The organism is Streptomyces sp. PA03-5A (genome assembly GCF_033792725.1).
GTDB lineage: Bacteria > Actinomycetota > Actinomycetes > Streptomycetales > Streptomycetaceae > Actinacidiphila.
On the sequence record NZ_JARAVL010000003.1, the window covers coordinates 137,318 to 154,824 of the forward strand.

Consider the following 17,507-nt stretch of genomic DNA (forward strand, 5'->3'; position numbering starts at 1 on the left):
GTCTGACCTGGGCTTTCCCTCAGGGGTGAAGGGTTTCACGTGAAACCCTTCACCCCTGAGGTATGTCCGTGCTGCGCAGTGTGTGGAGCTCTCGCGCAAGTCTGCCAAGATGGGGGCGACGATGACGTCGATCCCAGGTCAGGGTCACTCACCGAACAACCCGCACATCACAAGGAGCGGACAGATGCCCATCGCAACCCCCGAGATCTACAACGAGATGCTCGACCGGGCGAAGGCCGGCAAGTTCGCCTACCCGGCCATCAACGTGACCTCGACCCAGACCCTGCACGCCGCGCTGCGCGGCTTCGCGGAGGCGGAGAGCGACGGCATCGTCCAGATCTCGACGGGCGGCGCCGAGTTCCTCGGTGGCCAGTATAAGAAGGACATGGTCACCGGTTCGGTGGCGCTGGCCGAGTTCGCGCACGTCGTCGCCGAGAAGTACCCCGTCAACATCGCGCTGCACACCGACCACTGCCCGAAGGACAAGCTGGACGGCTACGTGCGCCCGCTGCTGGCGATCTCCCAGGAGCGCGTGGCGGCCGGCCGCAACCCGCTGTTCCAGTCGCACATGTGGGACGGCTCCGCCGAGACCCTCGACCACAACCTCGCCATCGCCCAGGAGCTGCTGGCCGAGGCCGCCAAGGCGAAGATCATCCTCGAGGTGGAGATCACCCCCACCGGCGGCGAGGAGGACGGCGTCACCCACGAGATCAACGACAAGCTGTACACCACGGTCGAGGACGCCATCCGCACCGCCGAGGCGCTGGGCCTGGGCGAGAAGGGCCGGTACCTGCTCGCCGCATCCTTCGGCAACGTCCACGGCGTCTACAAGCCGGGCAACGTCGTGCTCCGTCCCGAGCTGCTGAAGGAGCTCGCGGAGGGCGTGGCCGCCAAGTTCGGCAAGCAGGACCCGTTCAACTTCGTCTTCCACGGCGGCTCCGGCTCCACCAAGGAGGAGATCGCCACCGCGCTGGAGAACGGCGTGGTCAAGATGAACATCGACACCGACACGCAGTACGCCTTCACCCGTCCGGTCGCGGACCACGTGCTCCGCAACTACGACGGTGTGCTGAAGATCGACGGCGAGGTCGGCGACAAGAAGACCTACGACCCGCGCAGCTGGGGCAAGCTGGCCGAGGCCGGCATGGCCGCCCGCGTCCTCGAGGCCTGCCAGGACCTGCGCTCCGCCGGCACCAAGCTCAAGTAACCGCCCCGCACGGCGGTACGCACCGGGCCCGGCCCTTCCACGCGGAGGGCCGGGCCCCGGCCATACTGGAACCCATGGCCATTCACGAGAACCTGCTCGGGGGACCGCCCCCGACGAACCTGCCCGACGACCCCGAGCCGCGCGAGCTGCTCGCCTCCGGAGCGGCCCCCTCCGAGGTCGCCGCCAAGTACCCGGTGTCCTCCCTGGCCTGGGCGCAGCTCGCGGACGACGCCTTCGAGGGCGGCCGGGTCGTCGAGTCGTACGCCTACGCCCGCACCGGTTACCACCGCGGCCTGGACGCGCTGCGCCGCAACGGCTGGAAGGGCCACGGCCCGGTGCCCTGGGAGCACGAGCCCAACCGCGGCTTCCTGCGGGCCCTGCACGCCCTGGCGCGCGCCGCCCAGGCGATCGGCGAGCAGGAGGAGTACGAGCGCTGCAGCACCTTCCTGCGGGACTCCTCCCAGACCGCCGCCGACACCCTCGGCTGAGCCACCGCCCCGCCGCTGACCACGGCATCCACCCCCGACCTGTCCGGCGCGCGCGCCGGGCAGGTCTTGCCGTAGCGTGCTCTGACCACGCATGATGCCCGTTGGGCCCGGCGCCGGTAGGGCGCGGGCCCGAGGGGACCGGGGTCCCGCCGCGACGGCGCGCGGGACAGACCGCTACCCGGTAGCTCGTATCCACGGAGACACCGATGTCCCACCGCCCCGACGTTTCCCAGGCGGCCCCCGAGGCCCCGAACCTGGACTTCGAAGGGACCACCCCGTACGAGGACTACGTCCAGGCCGACGTCCTCACCCATCTGCAGCACCCCCGCTCCGACGACCCCGGCGAGATGGTCTTCCTGGTGACCACCCAGGTCATGGAGCTGTGGTTCACCGTCATCGTGCACGAGTGGGAGACCGCCTCCCGTGCGCTCGCGGCCGACGACCTGCCCACCGCGCTGGCCGCGCTCAAGCGCAGCACCTACGAACTGCAGTCGCTCAACGCCTCGTGGGAGCCGATCGCCCACCTCACCCCGGCGCAGTTCAACGCCTACCGCGCCGCCCTCGGCGAGGGCTCGGGCTTCCAGTCGGCGATGTACCGGCGCATGGAGTTCCTGCTCGGTGAGAAGTCCGCGTCGATGCTGGTCCCGCACCGCGGCGCGCCGCGGGTGCACGACGAGCTGCAGAAGGCGCTGCACGAACCCAGCCTCTACGACGAGGTGCTGCGGCTGCTGGCCCGCCGCGGCCACGACGTCCCGCAGCGCGACGACCTCTCGCAGCGCTACGAGGCCGACCCGGCGGTCGAGCGGGCCTGGCAGGCCGTCTACTCCGGTGACCAGGAGGACGAACTCGTCCGGCTGGGCGAGGCGCTGACCGAGGTGGCCGAGCTGGTGTGGCGCTGGCGCAACGACCACCTGGTGGCGACCCGCCGCGCGATGGGCGCCAAGACCGGCACCGGAGGCTCCGCCGGGGTCTCCTGGCTGGAGAAGCGCGCGACCAAGAACGTGTTCCCCGAGCTCTGGACGGCCCGCAGCCATGTCTGACGCGATGAAGCCCACCGAGTCCCCGGCGGCGCGGGCCGCCCGCCTCGACACCGCCGACGAGCTGGCCAAGCTCCGCGACCGCTTCGTGCTGGACGACGTGATCTACCTGGACGGCAACTCGCTGGGCGCGCTGCCCGCCGGGGTGCAGGACCGGATGGCGGACGTGGTCGCGCGCGAGTGGGGGCAGTTGCGCATCCGCTCCTGGACCGAGAGCGGCTGGTGGACGGCGCCGGAGCGGATCGGCGACCGCATCGGCGCGCTCATAGGCGCCGGACCCGGCCAGGTCGTGGCCGGGGACTCCACCAGCGTCAACGTCTTCAAGGCCGTCGTCGGCGCCGTCCGGATGGCCCGGCAGACCGATCCGGCCCGTGACGAGGTGCTGGTCGACGCCGCCACCTTCCCCACGGACGGGTACATCGCGGAGTCCGCCGCCCGTATGACCGGGTGCGCGATCCGCGCGGTCGACGCCGCGGAGGTCGCCGCCGCGGCGGGCCCGCGCACCGCCGTCGCGCTGGTCAACCACGTGGACTACCGCACCGGCCGGCTGCACGACCTGCCGGCCACCACCGCCGCCGTGCACGCGGCCGGCGCCCTGGTGGTCTGGGACCTCTGCCACACGGCCGGGGCCCTGCCGGTCGGCCTGGACGAGCACGGCGTGGACCTGGCCGTCGGCTGCACGTACAAGTACCTCAACGGCGGCCCCGGCGCGCCCGCGTACCTGTACGTCCGCCGTGACCTGCAGCCGCGCTTCGACTCCCCGCTCCCCGGCTGGAACTCCCACCGCGACCCGTTCGCGATGGAGGCCGCCTACCGGCCCGCCGACGGCAGCGTCCGCGGCCGGGTCGGCACCCCGGAGATCCTGTCGCTGCTGGCGCTGGACACGGCCCTCGACGTCTGGGACGGCGTGTCCCTGGACGCCGTTCGGGCCAAGAGCCTCGCCCTCACCGACTTCTTCCTGGAGTGCGTCGCGGCGTACGTGCCGGACGGCGCCGTACGGTCGGTCACCCCGGCCGCGCACGCCGAGCGGGGCAGCCAGGTCGCGCTGCGCTGCCCCGGGGCGGGCGCGGTGATGGGGGAGCTGATCGCCAGGGGCGTCGTCGGCGACTTCCGCGAGCCGGATATCCTCCGCTTCGGATTCACCCCGCTGTACACGCGCTTCGCGGACGCGGAGCGGGCGGCGCGGGTGCTGGCCCAGGTCCTGGAAGGGACGCGGTAACGCATGTCCGATCCCACCTCGTCGAGCGACACCATTGCGGCGGGCGCCGACGGCCGCGCCGACGCGGTGGGGCCCCGGTCCGCTCCGCGGGACCCCGCGGAGCGGGCCGCGGCCGAGGAGGCGTCCGCGTTCTCGCACGCCCCCGTCCCCCCGGACGCCACGGCCGCCTACGGCGACCACCCGGACCAGGTCGTGGACTTCTACCGTCCGCGGCCCGGGGCGGGCGGCACACGGCCGGGGCCGCTGGTCGTGCTGCTGCACGGCGGCGCCTGGCGGGCGCCGTACGACAGGACGCACGTCTCACCGCTCGCGGACCTGCTCGCCCGGCACGGTTTCGCGGTGGCCTCGGTGGAGTACCGCCGGGGCGACGGCGGTACGGTCGCGGGCCGCTGGCCGGACACCTTCGACGACGTGGCGGCCGCCACCGACGCCGTCGCGGCGCTGGCCGTGGCCGCCCTGGGCGAGGACACCGTCGACGTCCGGCGGATCGTGCTCACCGGTCACTCGGCCGGCGGCCACCTCGCGCTGTGGGCGGCCGCCCGGCACGTGCTGCCGGCCGGGTCGCGCTGGCACCGCCCCGGCGCGCCCACGCTGCGCGGGGTGGTGGCGCTCGCGCCCATCGCCGACTTCGAGGCCGCCGTGGAGCGCGACGTGTGCTCCGGGGCGGTCGCCGAACTGCTGGGCGGGCCCGAACTGCTCGCCGAGCGCCGCGCCGAGACCGACCCGGCCGCGCTGCTGCCCACCGGCATCCCCGTGACCGTCGTGCACGGCGACCGCGACGAGGTCGTACCGCCGCAGGTCGCGGAGGCCTTCGCGGCGGCATCGGCGAAGGCGGGGGAGGAGGTCCAGCTGACCCTGCTGGCGGGCGTGGGCCACTTCCCGGTGATCGACCCGGCGGCGGACGCGGCGGCCGTGGTCGCCGAGGAGATCGCCCAGCTCGCCTGGTGAGGCGTCCTCCTGCGGGAGGTCCTACTTGAGGATGACGCCGCCACATCGTCTTCGCAGGTGACGACGGCGACACGCGGATTGCCTACCGTGAGAGCGTGACCGAGACAAGCCAGACCTCGCTGCGGACCGAGCTCCGCATGGCCCGCGGCGCCCTCAGCGGGCTGCGGCACGACCTGATCACCGATGGCTTCGCCTTCCGGCCGATGGCACCGCTGCGCGACGGGCACCCGCTGTTCGCGGTGGTGCCGCGCAGGCTCCGGGGGTACGCGCGCTGGATGCCGCACGCGGCGCTGACCTGCTTCACGGTCTTCCTGATGTTCGTCTCGACGGAGAGCGTGGGCGGGCCGGGCGGCTTCGTGCTGGCGCTGCTGGCCGGTGTGCCCCTGCTCACCACGATGTTCCGGCCGATCGGCGCGTGGTGGCTGTCCGTCGGTGCCGCGGTGCTCACCGGGGTGTTCAGCTCCGGCTGGTCCTCCACGTATCCGTGGACGGACGCCGGCTTCGTCTCGCACCTGACGGTGCTGGGCGTGGTGGCGGCGCGCACCCGGGCGCGGGTGGCCGCCGAGATGTGGCTGCTGACCGCCGCTCTGGCGCTGGCCTTCCAGGGGCTGTCGAGCGGGTACGGCTCGGACCCGTTCATCATGATCTTCCTCTCCGCCGTCGTGCTGTCCGTCGTGTCGGCGGTGCGCGGGCTGCGCCAGTCCCGGCAGGAGGTCGCCGCCCAGGTCGCGGTGACCGAGGTCGAGCGGACCCGGCGCACGCTGCTGGAGGAGCGCACGACCATCGCCCGTGAGCTGCACGACGTCGTCGCCCACCACATGTCCGTGATCGCGATCCAGGCGGAGGCCGCGCCGTACCGGGTGGAGGACCCGCCCGAGGAACTGACCAAGAGCTTCTCGATCATCCGCGAGAACGCCGTCATCGCCCTGACCGAGCTGCGCCGCGTCCTCGGGGTCGTACGTGCCGAGGACTACCAGGCCCCCGACGCGCCGCAGCCGACCCTCGCCGACCTGGACCGGCTCGTGGCCAACGTGCGCGAGGCGGGGCTGGAGGTGGAGCGGACGGTGACCGGCGCGGTGCGCGAGCTGCCGCAGGGAGTGGAGCTGTCGGCGTACCGGATCATCCAGGAGGCGCTGAGCAACAGCCTGCGGCACGCGCCGGGCGCCGCCGCCCGGGTCGAGGTCAGTTACGTCCTCGGCGGGCTCGGGCTGCGCGTCGTCAACGGTCCGCCGCGCGGCCTGGTGAAACCGTCACCCGGAGCGGGACACGGCATAGCAGGCATGCGGGAGCGGGTGGCGATGCTGAGCGGCGAGATGACCGACGGGCCCACCGAGGACGGCGGCTACGAGGTCTCCGTGTTCATCCCGGTCCCCGGGGAGCGTGCATGACCGGGAACACCATCCGGGTGCTGATCGCGGACGACCAGATGATGGTCCGCGAGGGCTTCTCGGTGCTGCTGGGCGCCCAGCCCGACATCGAGGTCGTCGGCGAGGCCGTCGACGGGCGGCAGGCGATCGAGCAGGTGGCGGCGTTGCGGCCGGACGTCGTGCTGATGGACATCCGCATGCCCGAGCTCAACGGCCTGGAGGCCACCCGCGAGATCGTCGCCGCGGACGCCGACGCGAAGGTGCTCGTGCTGACCACCTTCGACCTGGACGAGTACGTCTACCAGGCGCTGCGCGCGGGCGCCTCCGGCTTCCTGCTCAAGGACGCCTCGGCCCGTCAGCTCGCGGACGGGGTGCGGATCGTGGCGGCCGGCGACGCGCTGCTCGCCCCGGCGATCACCAAGCGGCTGATCACCGAGTTCAACCGGCTGGGCACCCCCCGGCCGCCCGCCCAGGACCGGGTCGGGGAGCTCACCGAGCGTGAGACCGAGGTGCTCGTGCTGGTCGCCCAGGGACTGTCGAACGCGGAGATCGCCGACCATCTGGTGGTCGCCGAGTCGACGGTCAAGACGCACGTGAGCCGGGTCCTGGTGAAGCTGGGGCTGCGCGACCGGACCCAGGCGGCGGTCTTCGCCTACGAGGCGCGGCTGGTCACCCCGGGCGGCTGAACGGGCGGAGGGTAGTCTCCGCACATGAGCAGCACTGCCACCGCCTTCGATCCCTGGTCGCCGCAGTTCGTCGCCGACCCCTACCCCGCGTACGCCCGGCTGCGCGCGGTGGGGCGCGCCCACTGGTTCGAGCCGAGCCGGCAGTGGCTCATCCCGCACTTCGCGGACGTCAGCGCGCTGCTGCGGGACCGGCGCCTCGGGCGGACGTACCTGCACCGCTTCACCCACGAGGAGTTCGGCCGCACCGCGCCGCCGCCGGAGCACGAGCCCTTCACCACGCTCAACGGCAACGGCCTGCTCGACCTGGAGGCCCCCGACCACACCCGCATCCGGCGGCTGGTCTCCAAGGCGTTCACCCCGCGTACGGTCGAGCGGCTCACGCCGACCGTGCAGCGGCTCGCCGGGGAACTGGTGGAGCGGCTGGTCGCGGAGGGCGGCGGCGACCTCATCGCCACGGTCGCGGAACCGCTGCCGGTGGCCGTCATCGCCGAGATGCTGGGGATACCGGCCGCGGACCGGCACCTGCTGCGGCCCTGGTCGGCCGACATCGTCGGGATGTTCGAGCTCAACCCCTCCGAGGAGGCCGCGCGCCGGGCGGTCCGCGCGAGCGAGGAGTTCTCCGCCTACCTGCGCGAGCTGATCGCCGAACGCCGCAAGGCGCCCGGCGAGGACCTGATCAGCGCGCTGATCGCTGCGCACGACGAGGGCGACCGGCTCACCGAGCAGGAGATGGTCTCCACCTGCGTGCTGCTGCTGAACGCGGGCCACGAGGCGACCGTCAACACCACCGGCAACGGCTGGTGGACGCTCTTCCGGCACCCCGAGCAGCTGGCGGAGCTGCGCGCGGCACCGGAGGAGCTGCTGCCGACGGCGATCGAGGAGCTGCTGCGCTTCGACACCCCGCTGCAGATGTTCGAGCGCTGGGTGCTGGACGACATCGAGGTGGGCGGCACGGTGATCCCGCGCGGCAGCGAGGTGGCGCTGCTCTTCGGCTCCGCCAACCGCGACCCGGAGCGCTTCCCCGACCCTGACCGGCTGGACCTCTCCCGCGCCGACAACCCGCACATCACCTTCGGCGCCGGCATCCACTACTGCCTCGGCGCGCCGCTGGCCCGCATCGAACTCGCCGCGTCCTTCACGGCGCTGCTGCGCCGCGCCCCGCGGCTGGAGCTCGCGGCGGAGCCCGCCTGGAACGAGGGCTACGTCATCCGCGGTCTGCGCGAACTGCGCGTCACCTGTTAGGTCCTGTCCTCCGGATCGCTGCGGGACCCGGCCCGGTGGCCGGGTCCCGCGGCTCACGCGGTGATGTCGCGGCGGCGCAGCGCCGCGAGGCCGAGGGCCGCGAGCGTGAGGGCCAGCACGGTGAGCACCGCCAGCGGGGTCACGGTGACGTCCGCCGACGGCACCTTCGGCAGGTGCGTGAAGACGGACAGGTCCATCACCCAGGGCGAGAGCTTGAGCGCCGGCCCGTAGAGCCCGATGGCGAGCGTCAGCGACGCCACCCCCCAGCTCGCCCGCGCCGCCTTCGGTGCCGCGCCGTACAGCAGCAGCGCCACCGCGGCCACGCACCAGACCGCGGGCAGCTGCACCAGGCCCGCCCCCGCCAGCCGCCACATCTGGCCGCCCGTGTCGCCGGCCGTCGCCCCGTAACCGATTCCCATGGTGAGGCCGGAGACGGCCATGAGGAGCACGGAACCGGCGAAGGCGAGCAGTGCGTGGCCCGCGGCCCAGCGCACCCGCCCCACGGGCGTGGCGAGGACGGGCTCGGCGCGGCCGGAGCTCTCCTCGCCCTGGAGCCGGAGCACGGCCTGGACGGCGTAGATCGCGGCGATCATCCCCATCACCCCGGTCATGGAGGCGAGGTAGGAGTCGACCAGCCCGGAGGCGCCGCCCATGTCGCGCATGACATCGGCCAGCTGCTCGTTGTCCCGGACGAGGTCGGCCGCTCCGTTGGCGAGGCCGCCGAGCGCGCCGCCGCCCACGGCGAAGCCCGCCGTCCACCCCCACAAGGAGCCGCGCTGCAGCCGCCAGGCCAGGGCCTGGGCGGAACGCAGACGGGGACCGGCGGTGGCCGGGCCGGGGCGGGACGGCAGCAGGGAGGCGTCGATGTCACGCCGGGCCACCAGGGCGTAGGCGACGGCGACGAGACCGGCGGCCCAGGCCGCGAACAGGGCCGCCACCCACCAGCGTTCGTCCGCGTAGGGGCGTATGTTCTCGGCCCAGCCCAGCGGCGAGAGCCAGGTCAGGGTGCCGCTGCCGGCGTCGCCGACGGCACGTATCAGGAAGGCGAGGCCCAGGACCGCGCCCGCGATGCCCCGCGCCGCACGCGCGCTTTCCGTCAGCTGCGCCGCGACGGCCGCGACCGCGGCGAAGGAGCATCCCGCGCCGGCGAAGGCGATCCCGAAGGCCACCGCGCCCCGCGGGCCCTGCCCGAGCAGGGCCGCGGTGACGAGCAGTCCGAGGAGCAGCGAGGCCCCGGTGCCGGTGACCAGGGCGGCAGCCAGCGGCGCCCGTCGTCCGACGGCACCCGCGCCGACCAGCTCCAGCCGGCCGGCCTCCTCTTCCTCCCGGGTGTGCCGGACGACCAGCAGCAGCGCCATCAGTCCGGCCAGCGCCGCACCGAAGGCCATCATGCGCCAGGCCGTCAGGCCCCCGATGCTCGTGTCGAACACCGGTCCGTACAGGGCGCGCAGCGAGCCGTTGCCCGCCGTGCTCGCCGCGACCCCGGCGCGTTCCGCCGGGGTGTCGTAGAGGCCGCCGAAGGCCGACGCGGTGGACGCGACCAGCAGGGCGATCGGCACGACCCACGCCGGGATCATGACGCGGTCCCTGCGCAGCGCGAGCCGCGTGAGCGTGCCCGTCCCGGTGAGCGCGTTCATCGTCGGGCCTCCGCGTCGGCCGCGACGGCGCCGGTGGTGCCGGCAGGGTCGGCAGGGCTGTCTTCGTAGTGCCGCAGGAACAGCTCCTCCAGCGTGGGCGGCGTGCTGGTCAGGCTGCGCACGCCCGTCTCGCTCAACTGCCTCAGCACGGCGTCGAGCTTGTCGGTGTCGACCTGGAGCCGGACGTGGTTGCCGCGCACGTCGAGGTCGTGCACGCCCGGCAGTTGGCCGAGGCCGTTCGGCCGGCCGGCCAGCTCCGCGGTGACCGAGGTACGGGTGAGGTGCCGCAGCTCGGTCAGGCTCCCGGTCTCCACCGTGCGCCCGCCCCGGATGATGCTGACCCGGTCGCACAGGGCCTCGACCTCGCTGAGGATGTGACTGGACAGCAGCACCGTCCGGCCGCGGTCGCGTTCCTCGCGGACGCACTCGCGGAAGACCTCCTCCATCAGCGGGTCGAGGCCGGAGGTGGGCTCGTCGAGTATCAGCAGGTCCACGTCGGAGGCGAACGCAGCGACGAGCGCGACCTTCTGCCGGTTGCCCTTGGAGTACGCGCGGCCCTTCTTCGTCGGGTCCAGCTCGAAGCGCTCCAGCAGCTGCCGCCTGCGGACCTCGTCCAGCCCGCCGCGCAGCCGACCCAGCAGGTCGATGACCTCGCCCCCGCTGAGGTTGCGCCAGAGGGTGACGTCACCCGGGACGTACGCCAGGCGCCGGTGGAGGGTGACGGCGTCGCGCCACGGGTCGCCGCCGAGCAGCTGGGCGGCACCCCGGTCCGCGCGCAGCAGGCCGAGCAGGATGCGGATGGTGGTGGACTTGCCGGCGCCGTTGGGCCCCAGGAAGCCGTGCACCTCCCCCTCCTCGACGGTCAGGTCGAGGCCGTCCAGTGCGCGCGTGCGGCCGAAGGACTTGTGCAGTCCGGCCACACTGATTGCCTTCGTCATGATTCTGAACGTACAGTAGATTCACAAATTTGTGAAGTTAAGGAAGTGTATAAACTTCGGGACGGGAGGTGATGGCGGTGGCCGAAGAGTCCTCGGAGCCGATGACGTTCGTCGAACGCTTCGCGGCGGAGCTGGTCGAGGCGGGCATGCAGCGCATGGCGGCGCGGGTGTTCGCCGCGCTCCTCGCCTCGGAGACCGGCGTGCTGAGCGCCGCCGAGCTGTCCGGCCGGCTGCAGGCCAGCCCGGCCGCCGTGTCCGGCGCGGTCCGCTACCTGGCGCAGGTCGGCATGCTCACCCGCGAGCGGGAGCCGGGTTCACGGCGGGAGCGCTACCGGGTGCACAGCGACCAGTGGTACGAGACCTTCACCCGCCGCGACCGTGTCCTCGCCCGCTGGGAGAACACCCTGCGGTCCGGCATCGACGCGCTCGGCCCGGACACCGCGGCCGGACAGCGGCTCGCGGAGACCGCGGCCTTCTTCGACTTCCTGCAGGAGGAGCTCGTGGACATGATGGACCGCTGGCGCGACCGCAAGGCGGAGCTGCGCGAACAGGGCGTCCTGTGACCCTCTAGTAGGCGGACCGCGGGACCGTCAGCCGCCAGGCCGCGGGCATCACCGTCCAGGTACGGCGCCGGACCGGGCCGGCCGGCGCGGTGTCGGCCGTGTAGCGGAAGTCCCGTCCGGAGACGGTGACGCTCCGGGCGTGCACCGGCCCCGCGGGCGCCCCGCCCTCCCTGCGGACCAGCACTTCGGCGAGGCCGGGCACCGCCGTGGAGACCGAGACCTCCTCGACGCAGTCGTCCAGGTCGGCCAGGACCACCCCGTCCGCCTCGATCCGCAGCCGCTGCCCGCCGCGCATCCCCAGCCCCAGGTGCGCGGTGTGGCCGTTCAGGCTCAGCGTGCGGGCCAGCGAGCGGGCCCGGCGCTCCACCGGCGTCCACCAGGCGGGTGTCGCCGAGCCGATGCGCAGCGCGCCCAGCACGATGCCGCCGCTGTCGTCGAGCAGCAGGTCGAGCTCGCGCTCCGCCCCGTCCAGCACCGCGCGCGCCGCGCTCACCGCCCCGCCCGGTACGCCGAGCGCCCGCGCCAGGCCGGTCCGCCGCCCCACCGGCACCAGACCGACGACCGCCTCGCCCAGTCCCCGGGCCGAGTGCAGCGCCCGTACCGTGCGCAGCAGCGCCGCGTCGTCACCCACGACCACCGGACGCCGCCGGCCCCGGTGCTCCAGCACCCGGACGGCCTCCTCCTCGGACTCCGGAAGGGCGATCTTCACGGAGGGGGCTCCCCCGCACAGCACATCCTTCGCGATGCGTACGGATTCGCCGTCCATGACGCGGGCAGCGGGGTCGATGACCACGAGCAGGGGCTGCCCGGACGGTCGCTGAGCCGACACCTTGGTCCTTCCTCAGGTAACATCTCGGTGCAAGAGCCCCTTGCGCTGCCTTGCGCCAGGGGCTTCGTCTATTTCCGGGGCACCGGTCCGACGGCTCTCCCCGCCATGGGGAGCCACGTTGGACATGCCCCGCCCGGAAGGGGTGTACGCCTGTGCCCGCACTTGTGCTGCTCGGTGCTCAGTGGGGTGACGAGGGCAAGGGAAAGGCCACCGACCTGCTCGGTGGCTCCGTGGACTACGTGGTGCGCTACCAGGGCGGCAACAACGCCGGCCACACGGTCGTCGTCGGCGACCAGAAGTACGCGCTCCACCTCCTGCCTTCCGGGATCCTGTCACCTGGGTGCACCCCGGTGATCGGCAACGGAGTCGTCGTCGACCCGGCGGTCCTGCTCTCCGAGCTGAGCGGGCTGAACGAGCGCGGCGTCGATACGTCCAAGCTCCTCATCAGCGGTAACGCGCACCTGATCACGCCGTACCACCAGACGCTCGACAAGGTGACGGAACGCTTCCTCGGCAAGCGCAAGATCGGCACCACCGGCCGCGGCATCGGCCCCGCCTACGCCGACAAGATCAACCGCGTGGGCATCCGGGTCCAGGACCTCTTCGACGAGTCGATCCTCCGTCAGAAGGTCGAGGCGGCGCTCCACGACAAGAACCAGGTCCTGATCAAGATCTTCAACCGCCGTGCCATCAGCATCGACCAGGTCGTCGAGGAGTACCTGGGCTACGCGGAGCAGATCAGTGACTACGTCGCGGACACGACGCTGGTCCTCAACACCGCGCTCGACGAGGGCAAGGTCGTCCTCCTCGAGGGCGGTCAGGGCACCCTGCTGGACGTCGACCACGGCACGTACCCCTTCGTGACCTCGTCCAACCCGACGGCGGGCGGCGCCTGCACCGGTTCCGGCATCGGCCCCACCAAGATCAACCGGGTGATCGGCATCCTCAAGGCCTACACCACCCGCGTGGGCGCCGGCCCGTTCCCGACCGAGCTGTTCGACGCCGACGGCGAGGCGCTGCGCCGCATCGGCGGCGAGCGCGGCGTCACCACGGGCCGGGACCGCCGCTGCGGCTGGTTCGACGCGGTGATCGCCCGCTACGCGACCCGGGTCAACGGCCTCACGGACTTCTTCCTCACCAAGCTCGACGTCCTCACCGGCTGGGAGCAGATCCCGGTCTGCGTCGCCTACGAGATCGACGGCAGGCGCGTCGAGGAACTGCCGTACAGCCAGACGGACTTCCACCACGCCAAGCCGGTCTACGAGACCCTGCCCGGCTGGAGCGAGGACATCAGCAAGGCGAAGACCTTCGCCGACCTGCCGAAGAACGCCCAGGCGTACGTCAAGGCGCTGGAGGAGATGTCCGGCGCCCCGGTCTCGGCCATCGGCGTGGGCCCCGGCCGCACCGAGACCATCGAGATCAACTCGTTCCTCTGAGTGACGGCGGCGCGCGGGCCCTACAACCTGTCGGCGCGCGCGCCCACCGTCATACAGGGTGCCAATGTCGTGCGCCCGGGCCGTTTCCTTAGCCTGGGCGCATGACCCCTCCCTTCGCCGACCCCGGGACCGGCGCCGCCGTCAAGGCCGCCGACCGCGCCCACGTCTTCCACTCCTGGTCCGCGCAAGGCCTGATCGACCCGCTGCCGGTCGCCGGGGCCGAGGGCGCGTACTTCTGGGACTACGACGGCAACCGCTACCTCGACTTCACCAGCGGCCTGGTGTTCACCAACATCGGTTACCAGCACCCCACGGTCGTCGCCGCCATCCAGGAGCAGGCCGCGAAGCTCGTCACCTTCGCGCCCGCCTTCGCCGTGGAGTCGCGCTCCGAGGCCGCCCGGCTGATCGCCGAGCGCACGCCCGGCGACCTGAACAAGATCTTCTTCACCAACGGCGGCGCCGAGGCCGTCGAGAACGCGGTACGGCTCGCCCGGCTGCACACCGGCCGCCCCAAGGTGCTGTCCGCGTACCGCTCGTACCACGGCGCCACCTCGGCCGCGATCAACCTGACCGGCGACCCGCGCCGCTGGGCCTCCGACAACGGCTCGTCCGGCGTCGTCCACTTCTGGGCGCCGTTCCTCTACCGTTCGCCGTTCCACTCGGAGACCGAGGAGCAGGAGCGCGACCGCGCGCTGCAGCACCTCGAGGACACCATCGTCTTCGAGGGCCCGCAGACCGTCGCGGCGATCGTCCTGGAGACGGTGCCCGGCACGGCGGGCATCATGGTGCCGCCGCCTGGCTACCTCGCCGGGGTGCGCGAGATCTGCGACCGGTACGGGATCGTCTTCGTCCTCGACGAGGTCATGGCCGGCTTCGGCCGCACCGGAAGCTGGTTCGCCGCCGACCGGTTCGACGTCACCCCTGACCTGCTCACCTTCGCCAAGGGCGTCAACTCCGGCTACGTGCCGCTCGGCGGTGTCGCGATCAGCGAGGAGATCGCCGCGACCTTCGCCACCCGCCCCTACCCGGGCGGCCTCACCTACTCCGGCCACCCGCTGGCCTGCGCCGCCGCCGTCGCCACGATCCAGGTGATGGAGGACGAGGGCGTCGTCGCACACGCCGCCGCGCTCGGCGAGAACGTGCTCGGCCCGGCCCTGCGGGAGCTCGCCGGGCGCCACCCGTCGGTGGGCGAGGTGCGGGGCCTGGGCGCCTTCTGGGCGTTGGAGCTGGTGCGCGACCGGGAGACCCGGGAGCCGCTCGTCCCCTACAACGCGGCGGGCGAGGCCAACGCCCCCATGGCGGCCTTCGCGGCGGCCTGCAAGAAGAGCGGCCTGTGGCCGTTCGTCAACATGAACCGCACCCATGTGGTGCCCGCCTGCAACATCACCGAGGCCGAGGCCAAGGAGGGCCTGGCACTCCTCGACGCGGCGCTGTCCGTGGCCGACGAGCACACGCGCTGAGCGCTCCCGGGGGGCGTCCGCGGACCGCGGGTGGTCCACACCACAGGTGTGGACCACCCGCGGCCCGGCCTCGCATAAGGTGTGGCGGAGCCGTAAGTGCACCGCCACACCTGTAGGGAGGCACCGGCATGCCGGAAGGCCCAGCGGGCGGACCCGTCCGACGGAGCAGTCTGCGGCAGCAGATAGCCGACGCGCTCCGCGACGAGGTGCTCACCGGGCGCATGACGGCCGGGCGGCACTTCACGGTCAAGGAGATCGCGGATCTGTACGGCGTGTCCGCCACCCCGGTCCGCGAGGCCCTGGTGGACCTGGCGGCGCAGGGGCTGCTCGACGTCGAGCACCACCGCGGCTTCCAGGTGCGACGCTTCACGGACGCCGAGTTCCGCTCCATGGTCGAGGCGCGCACCCTCGTCGTCGAGGGGATCTTCCGCCGCATCGCCGCGCGCGGCATGCGCGAGGTCGACCCCATGGAGCTGGCCTCCGTACGGCGCCGGGCCGAGGCCGCGGCGCGTGCCTCCCGGGCCGGCGAGCTGGACGTCCTCATCGGCTACGACATCCGCTTCTGGCGCGAGCTGACGGCGCTGGCCGGGAACAACCACGTCGGGGAGTTCCTCGACCGGATCCGCACCCAGACCTGGGTGTACGCGGTGCCCTTCCTGCGCGGCCGGCCGGACCTGGCGGGCCTGTGCTGGTCCGAACACGTCGCCCTGGTCACCGCGATCGAGAAGCGGGACACGGAGGCGGCCCAGCGCGTCGTCGAGGAGTTCGACGACCATTCCCTCGCGCTGATGCGGCGACTGGCCGCGGGCCGGTAGGAACGACCGCCGCCCACTACGCTGGTCCGACCACGCACGGAAGGACTTGGAGCGCCTGTGGCCTGCGACTTGTGGCTGGTTCCCCTGGTGGACGTGCTCTGCCACAGCCCCGACAACCCGTTCGCCGAGGAGATCGCCCGCTATGACAAGGCGTTGAGCGACGCCGGTCTCCCGCCGGTGCCCGTCTACTCCTACATGCCGGGCCTGTCCGGCGACGTGGCCCCGGTCGCGGGCTTCGACTACGACGCGCTGCACTTCCTGCGCCGCGCGTACCTGCTCCACATCCAGGGCCTCGCGGTCACCCCGGTCGACGAACTCGGGGGTGACTACGAGCAGTTGCTGGAGATGTTCGAGACCACCGCCCAGCAGTCGCACCTCGTCTGGCACTACGACCACGCGGGCGGCTACGTCCCCCTCGACTTCCCCCATCCGCTGGTCAACGACGAACTCCTGGACGCCGGCGGCCCCCTGGGTTCCGCCCACGGGCTGCTGCGCGAGCTCGAGTTCGTCGCCCCGGTGATCGGCATCGACCCGCACAACCCGCCGCCCGCCCCGGCGCCGCCGGCCGGTCCCACCGAGCTGGAGGAGCCGGCGGCCCCGCCGGCGCACCACGACGGCAGCCCCTTCGCGCGGGAGCGCCACGTGTGGCTGGGGCTGCACGCGGCGGCGACGCGTGCGCTGGGACAGGGCTCGATGATCGTCTTCAGTTAGCACCGGGCGGCGGGCGCCCCCCGGCGGCGGTCAGCTCGCGCGGGGGCCCTCCGGGGGGCGCTGGCGCGGCATGCTCGGCCGGCCGCCGGGCAGCAGCGGGAACCTGCCGCCGGTGCCGGTCGCGGCGCCCTCGGTGCCCCGGCTGCTCCCCGCCCAGGTCAGGGACTGGGTCCGCAGCGGGGCGGCGCCGGCCCGGAAGTCCACCATCCAGTCGGCGGTCTCGCAGCGCACGAGCTCCGAGACGTCCTCGCTGAAGCGGCGCAGCACGGTCAGGCACCGCTCGGCGGCCTCGGCCGCGGTGCCCTCCGTCGGGCCCAGGACCTCGCGGACCGACTCCGAGGCCCAGTCGAAGCGCAGCGCCTCCAGCCGGCGCTGCACGGCCTGGGCGGTGGCCATGTCCCGCATCCAGCCGGCCGTGAGGCCGAGGTAGCGGTCCAGGCCCACGCACACGACGGCCAGCACCAAGGCGGCGTACGCCCAGCGGATGTGCCCGCCCGCCCCCGTGACGGCGAGGACGGCGCCGGTCGTCGCGCACAGGGCCGCGCCGACCCGCAGCGACCGGGCCCAGCGGCGCTTGCGCAGACGGTCGGCGAGGTACCACTCGACGGTCCGCAGGGCGTCCGCCTCCACCCAGCGGTAGAGCTCCTCCAGCCGCCCGGCCGGTTCCCCCCAGTCGCCGAGCGGGAAGGGCGGCGTCCGCAGGTCCTCCTGCCGGTGCAGCGCGCGCCGCTTCGGCTTCTCCCGGGGGACCTCCTCGGGATACATGTCCGGCTGGCTCACCTGCACGCTCCCTCGCGACTTCCGATGACGAGGCACCTTCTTACCGCCGAACGGCTGACCGTGCGAGGGTCATCGGGCCATTTCCGCCCTTACGGGTTCCTTGATCAGGTATGGGGCCCGGCTCCGGGCCACCCGAAAGAGTGA

General features: G+C 72.9%; 17 protein-coding genes. 13 read left to right on the forward strand and 4 right to left on the reverse strand.

Annotation, left to right across the window (positions count from 1 at the left end; all coding sequences use genetic code 11):
- Positions 1 to 184: 184 nt before the first annotated feature.
- From fbaA to PV410_RS05045, 8 genes are all read left to right on the forward strand, one after another.
- A complete protein-coding gene (gene fbaA / locus PV410_RS05010; protein WP_499512647.1) occupies positions 185 to 1,207 on the forward strand; it encodes a class II fructose-bisphosphate aldolase in 1,023 nt (340 codons plus the stop codon).
- 74 nt (positions 1,208 to 1,281) lie between these two features.
- Entirely contained in the window at positions 1,282 to 1,695 is a 414-nt protein-coding gene (locus PV410_RS05015; RefSeq protein ID WP_499512646.1) for a DUF3151 domain-containing protein, read from the forward strand.
- Positions 1,696 to 1,901: 206 nt separating this feature from the next.
- The gene (locus tag PV410_RS05020; RefSeq protein ID WP_499512645.1) at positions 1,902 to 2,735 is read left to right on the forward strand and encodes a tryptophan 2,3-dioxygenase family protein; all 834 of its coding nucleotides are present in this window, start codon (positions 1,902 to 1,904) and stop codon (positions 2,733 to 2,735) included.
- The gene (kynU, locus tag PV410_RS05025) at positions 2,728 to 3,951 is read left to right on the forward strand and encodes a kynureninase (protein ID WP_500322584.1); all 1,224 of its coding nucleotides are present in this window, start codon (positions 2,728 to 2,730) and stop codon (positions 3,949 to 3,951) included. The genes PV410_RS05020 and kynU overlap by 8 nt, the downstream gene beginning before the upstream one ends.
- A 3-nt stretch (positions 3,952 to 3,954) precedes the next feature.
- Positions 3,955 to 4,899 carry an alpha/beta hydrolase family protein gene (locus PV410_RS05030; RefSeq protein ID WP_500322585.1) on the forward strand — a complete coding sequence of 315 codons (945 nt, stop codon included), beginning with the start codon at positions 3,955 to 3,957 and terminating at the stop codon, positions 4,897 to 4,899.
- A 95-nt stretch (positions 4,900 to 4,994) separates the two neighbouring features.
- Positions 4,995 to 6,287: a sensor histidine kinase gene (locus PV410_RS05035; protein WP_500322586.1), complete on the forward strand. Its 1,293-nt coding sequence runs from the start codon at positions 4,995 to 4,997 to the stop codon at positions 6,285 to 6,287.
- Positions 6,284 to 6,952: a response regulator gene (locus tag PV410_RS05040; RefSeq protein ID WP_500322588.1), complete on the forward strand. Its 669-nt coding sequence runs from the start codon at positions 6,284 to 6,286 to the stop codon at positions 6,950 to 6,952. The genes PV410_RS05035 and PV410_RS05040 overlap by 4 nt, the downstream gene beginning before the upstream one ends.
- A 24-nt stretch (positions 6,953 to 6,976) precedes the next feature.
- Entirely contained in the window at positions 6,977 to 8,194 is a 1,218-nt protein-coding gene (locus PV410_RS05045; RefSeq protein ID WP_500322589.1) for a cytochrome P450, read from the forward strand.
- Between the two features lie 53 nt (positions 8,195 to 8,247).
- Here the strand turns inward: PV410_RS05045 and PV410_RS05050 are convergent, their stop codons facing one another.
- Both PV410_RS05050 and PV410_RS05055 read right to left on the reverse strand, forming a co-directional pair.
- Entirely contained in the window at positions 8,248 to 9,831 is a 1,584-nt protein-coding gene (locus PV410_RS05050; protein WP_500322590.1) for an ABC transporter permease, read from the reverse strand.
- Entirely contained in the window at positions 9,828 to 10,769 is a 942-nt protein-coding gene (locus PV410_RS05055; RefSeq protein ID WP_500322592.1) for an ABC transporter ATP-binding protein, read from the reverse strand. The genes PV410_RS05050 and PV410_RS05055 overlap by 4 nt, the downstream gene beginning before the upstream one ends.
- 71 nt (positions 10,770 to 10,840) lie before the next feature.
- Between PV410_RS05055 and PV410_RS05060 the strand changes: the two genes are divergently transcribed.
- Positions 10,841 to 11,332: a GbsR/MarR family transcriptional regulator gene (locus PV410_RS05060; protein ID WP_500322594.1), complete on the forward strand. Its 492-nt coding sequence runs from the start codon at positions 10,841 to 10,843 to the stop codon at positions 11,330 to 11,332.
- A gap of 4 nt (positions 11,333 to 11,336) precedes the next feature.
- Here the strand turns inward: PV410_RS05060 and PV410_RS05065 are convergent, their stop codons facing one another.
- Positions 11,337 to 12,125 carry a diacylglycerol kinase catalytic domain-containing protein gene (locus tag PV410_RS05065; RefSeq protein ID WP_499516881.1) on the reverse strand — a complete coding sequence of 263 codons (789 nt, stop codon included), beginning with the start codon at positions 12,123 to 12,125 and terminating at the stop codon, positions 11,337 to 11,339.
- A gap of 188 nt (positions 12,126 to 12,313) precedes the next feature.
- On the opposite strand from PV410_RS05065, the gene PV410_RS05070 reads away from it, so the two are divergent.
- The 4 genes from PV410_RS05070 to PV410_RS05085 all read left to right on the forward strand — a co-directional run bounded on the left by PV410_RS05070 (position 12,314) and on the right by PV410_RS05085 (position 16,583).
- Positions 12,314 to 13,597, forward strand: coding sequence for an adenylosuccinate synthase (locus tag PV410_RS05070; RefSeq protein WP_500322595.1), 1,284 nt, complete (start codon positions 12,314 to 12,316; stop codon positions 13,595 to 13,597).
- 101 nt (positions 13,598 to 13,698) lie between these two features.
- Positions 13,699 to 15,057 carry an aspartate aminotransferase family protein gene (locus PV410_RS05075; protein WP_500322596.1) on the forward strand — a complete coding sequence of 453 codons (1,359 nt, stop codon included), beginning with the start codon at positions 13,699 to 13,701 and terminating at the stop codon, positions 15,055 to 15,057.
- A gap of 128 nt (positions 15,058 to 15,185) precedes the next feature.
- On the forward strand, positions 15,186 to 15,872 hold the full coding sequence (locus PV410_RS05080; protein WP_500322597.1) for a GntR family transcriptional regulator: 687 nt from the start codon (positions 15,186 to 15,188) through the stop codon (positions 15,870 to 15,872).
- Positions 15,873 to 15,929: 57 nt separating this feature from the next.
- Complete coding sequence (locus PV410_RS05085) at positions 15,930 to 16,583, forward strand: putative DNA-mimic protein (protein WP_499512633.1); 654 nt, start codon at positions 15,930 to 15,932, stop codon at positions 16,581 to 16,583.
- 30 nt (positions 16,584 to 16,613) lie between these two features.
- On the opposite strand, the gene PV410_RS05090 is transcribed toward PV410_RS05085, so the two are convergent.
- Positions 16,614 to 17,363 carry an SLATT domain-containing protein gene (locus tag PV410_RS05090; protein ID WP_500322599.1) on the reverse strand — a complete coding sequence of 250 codons (750 nt, stop codon included), beginning with the start codon at positions 17,361 to 17,363 and terminating at the stop codon, positions 16,614 to 16,616.
- Positions 17,364 to 17,507 lie beyond the last annotated feature (144 nt).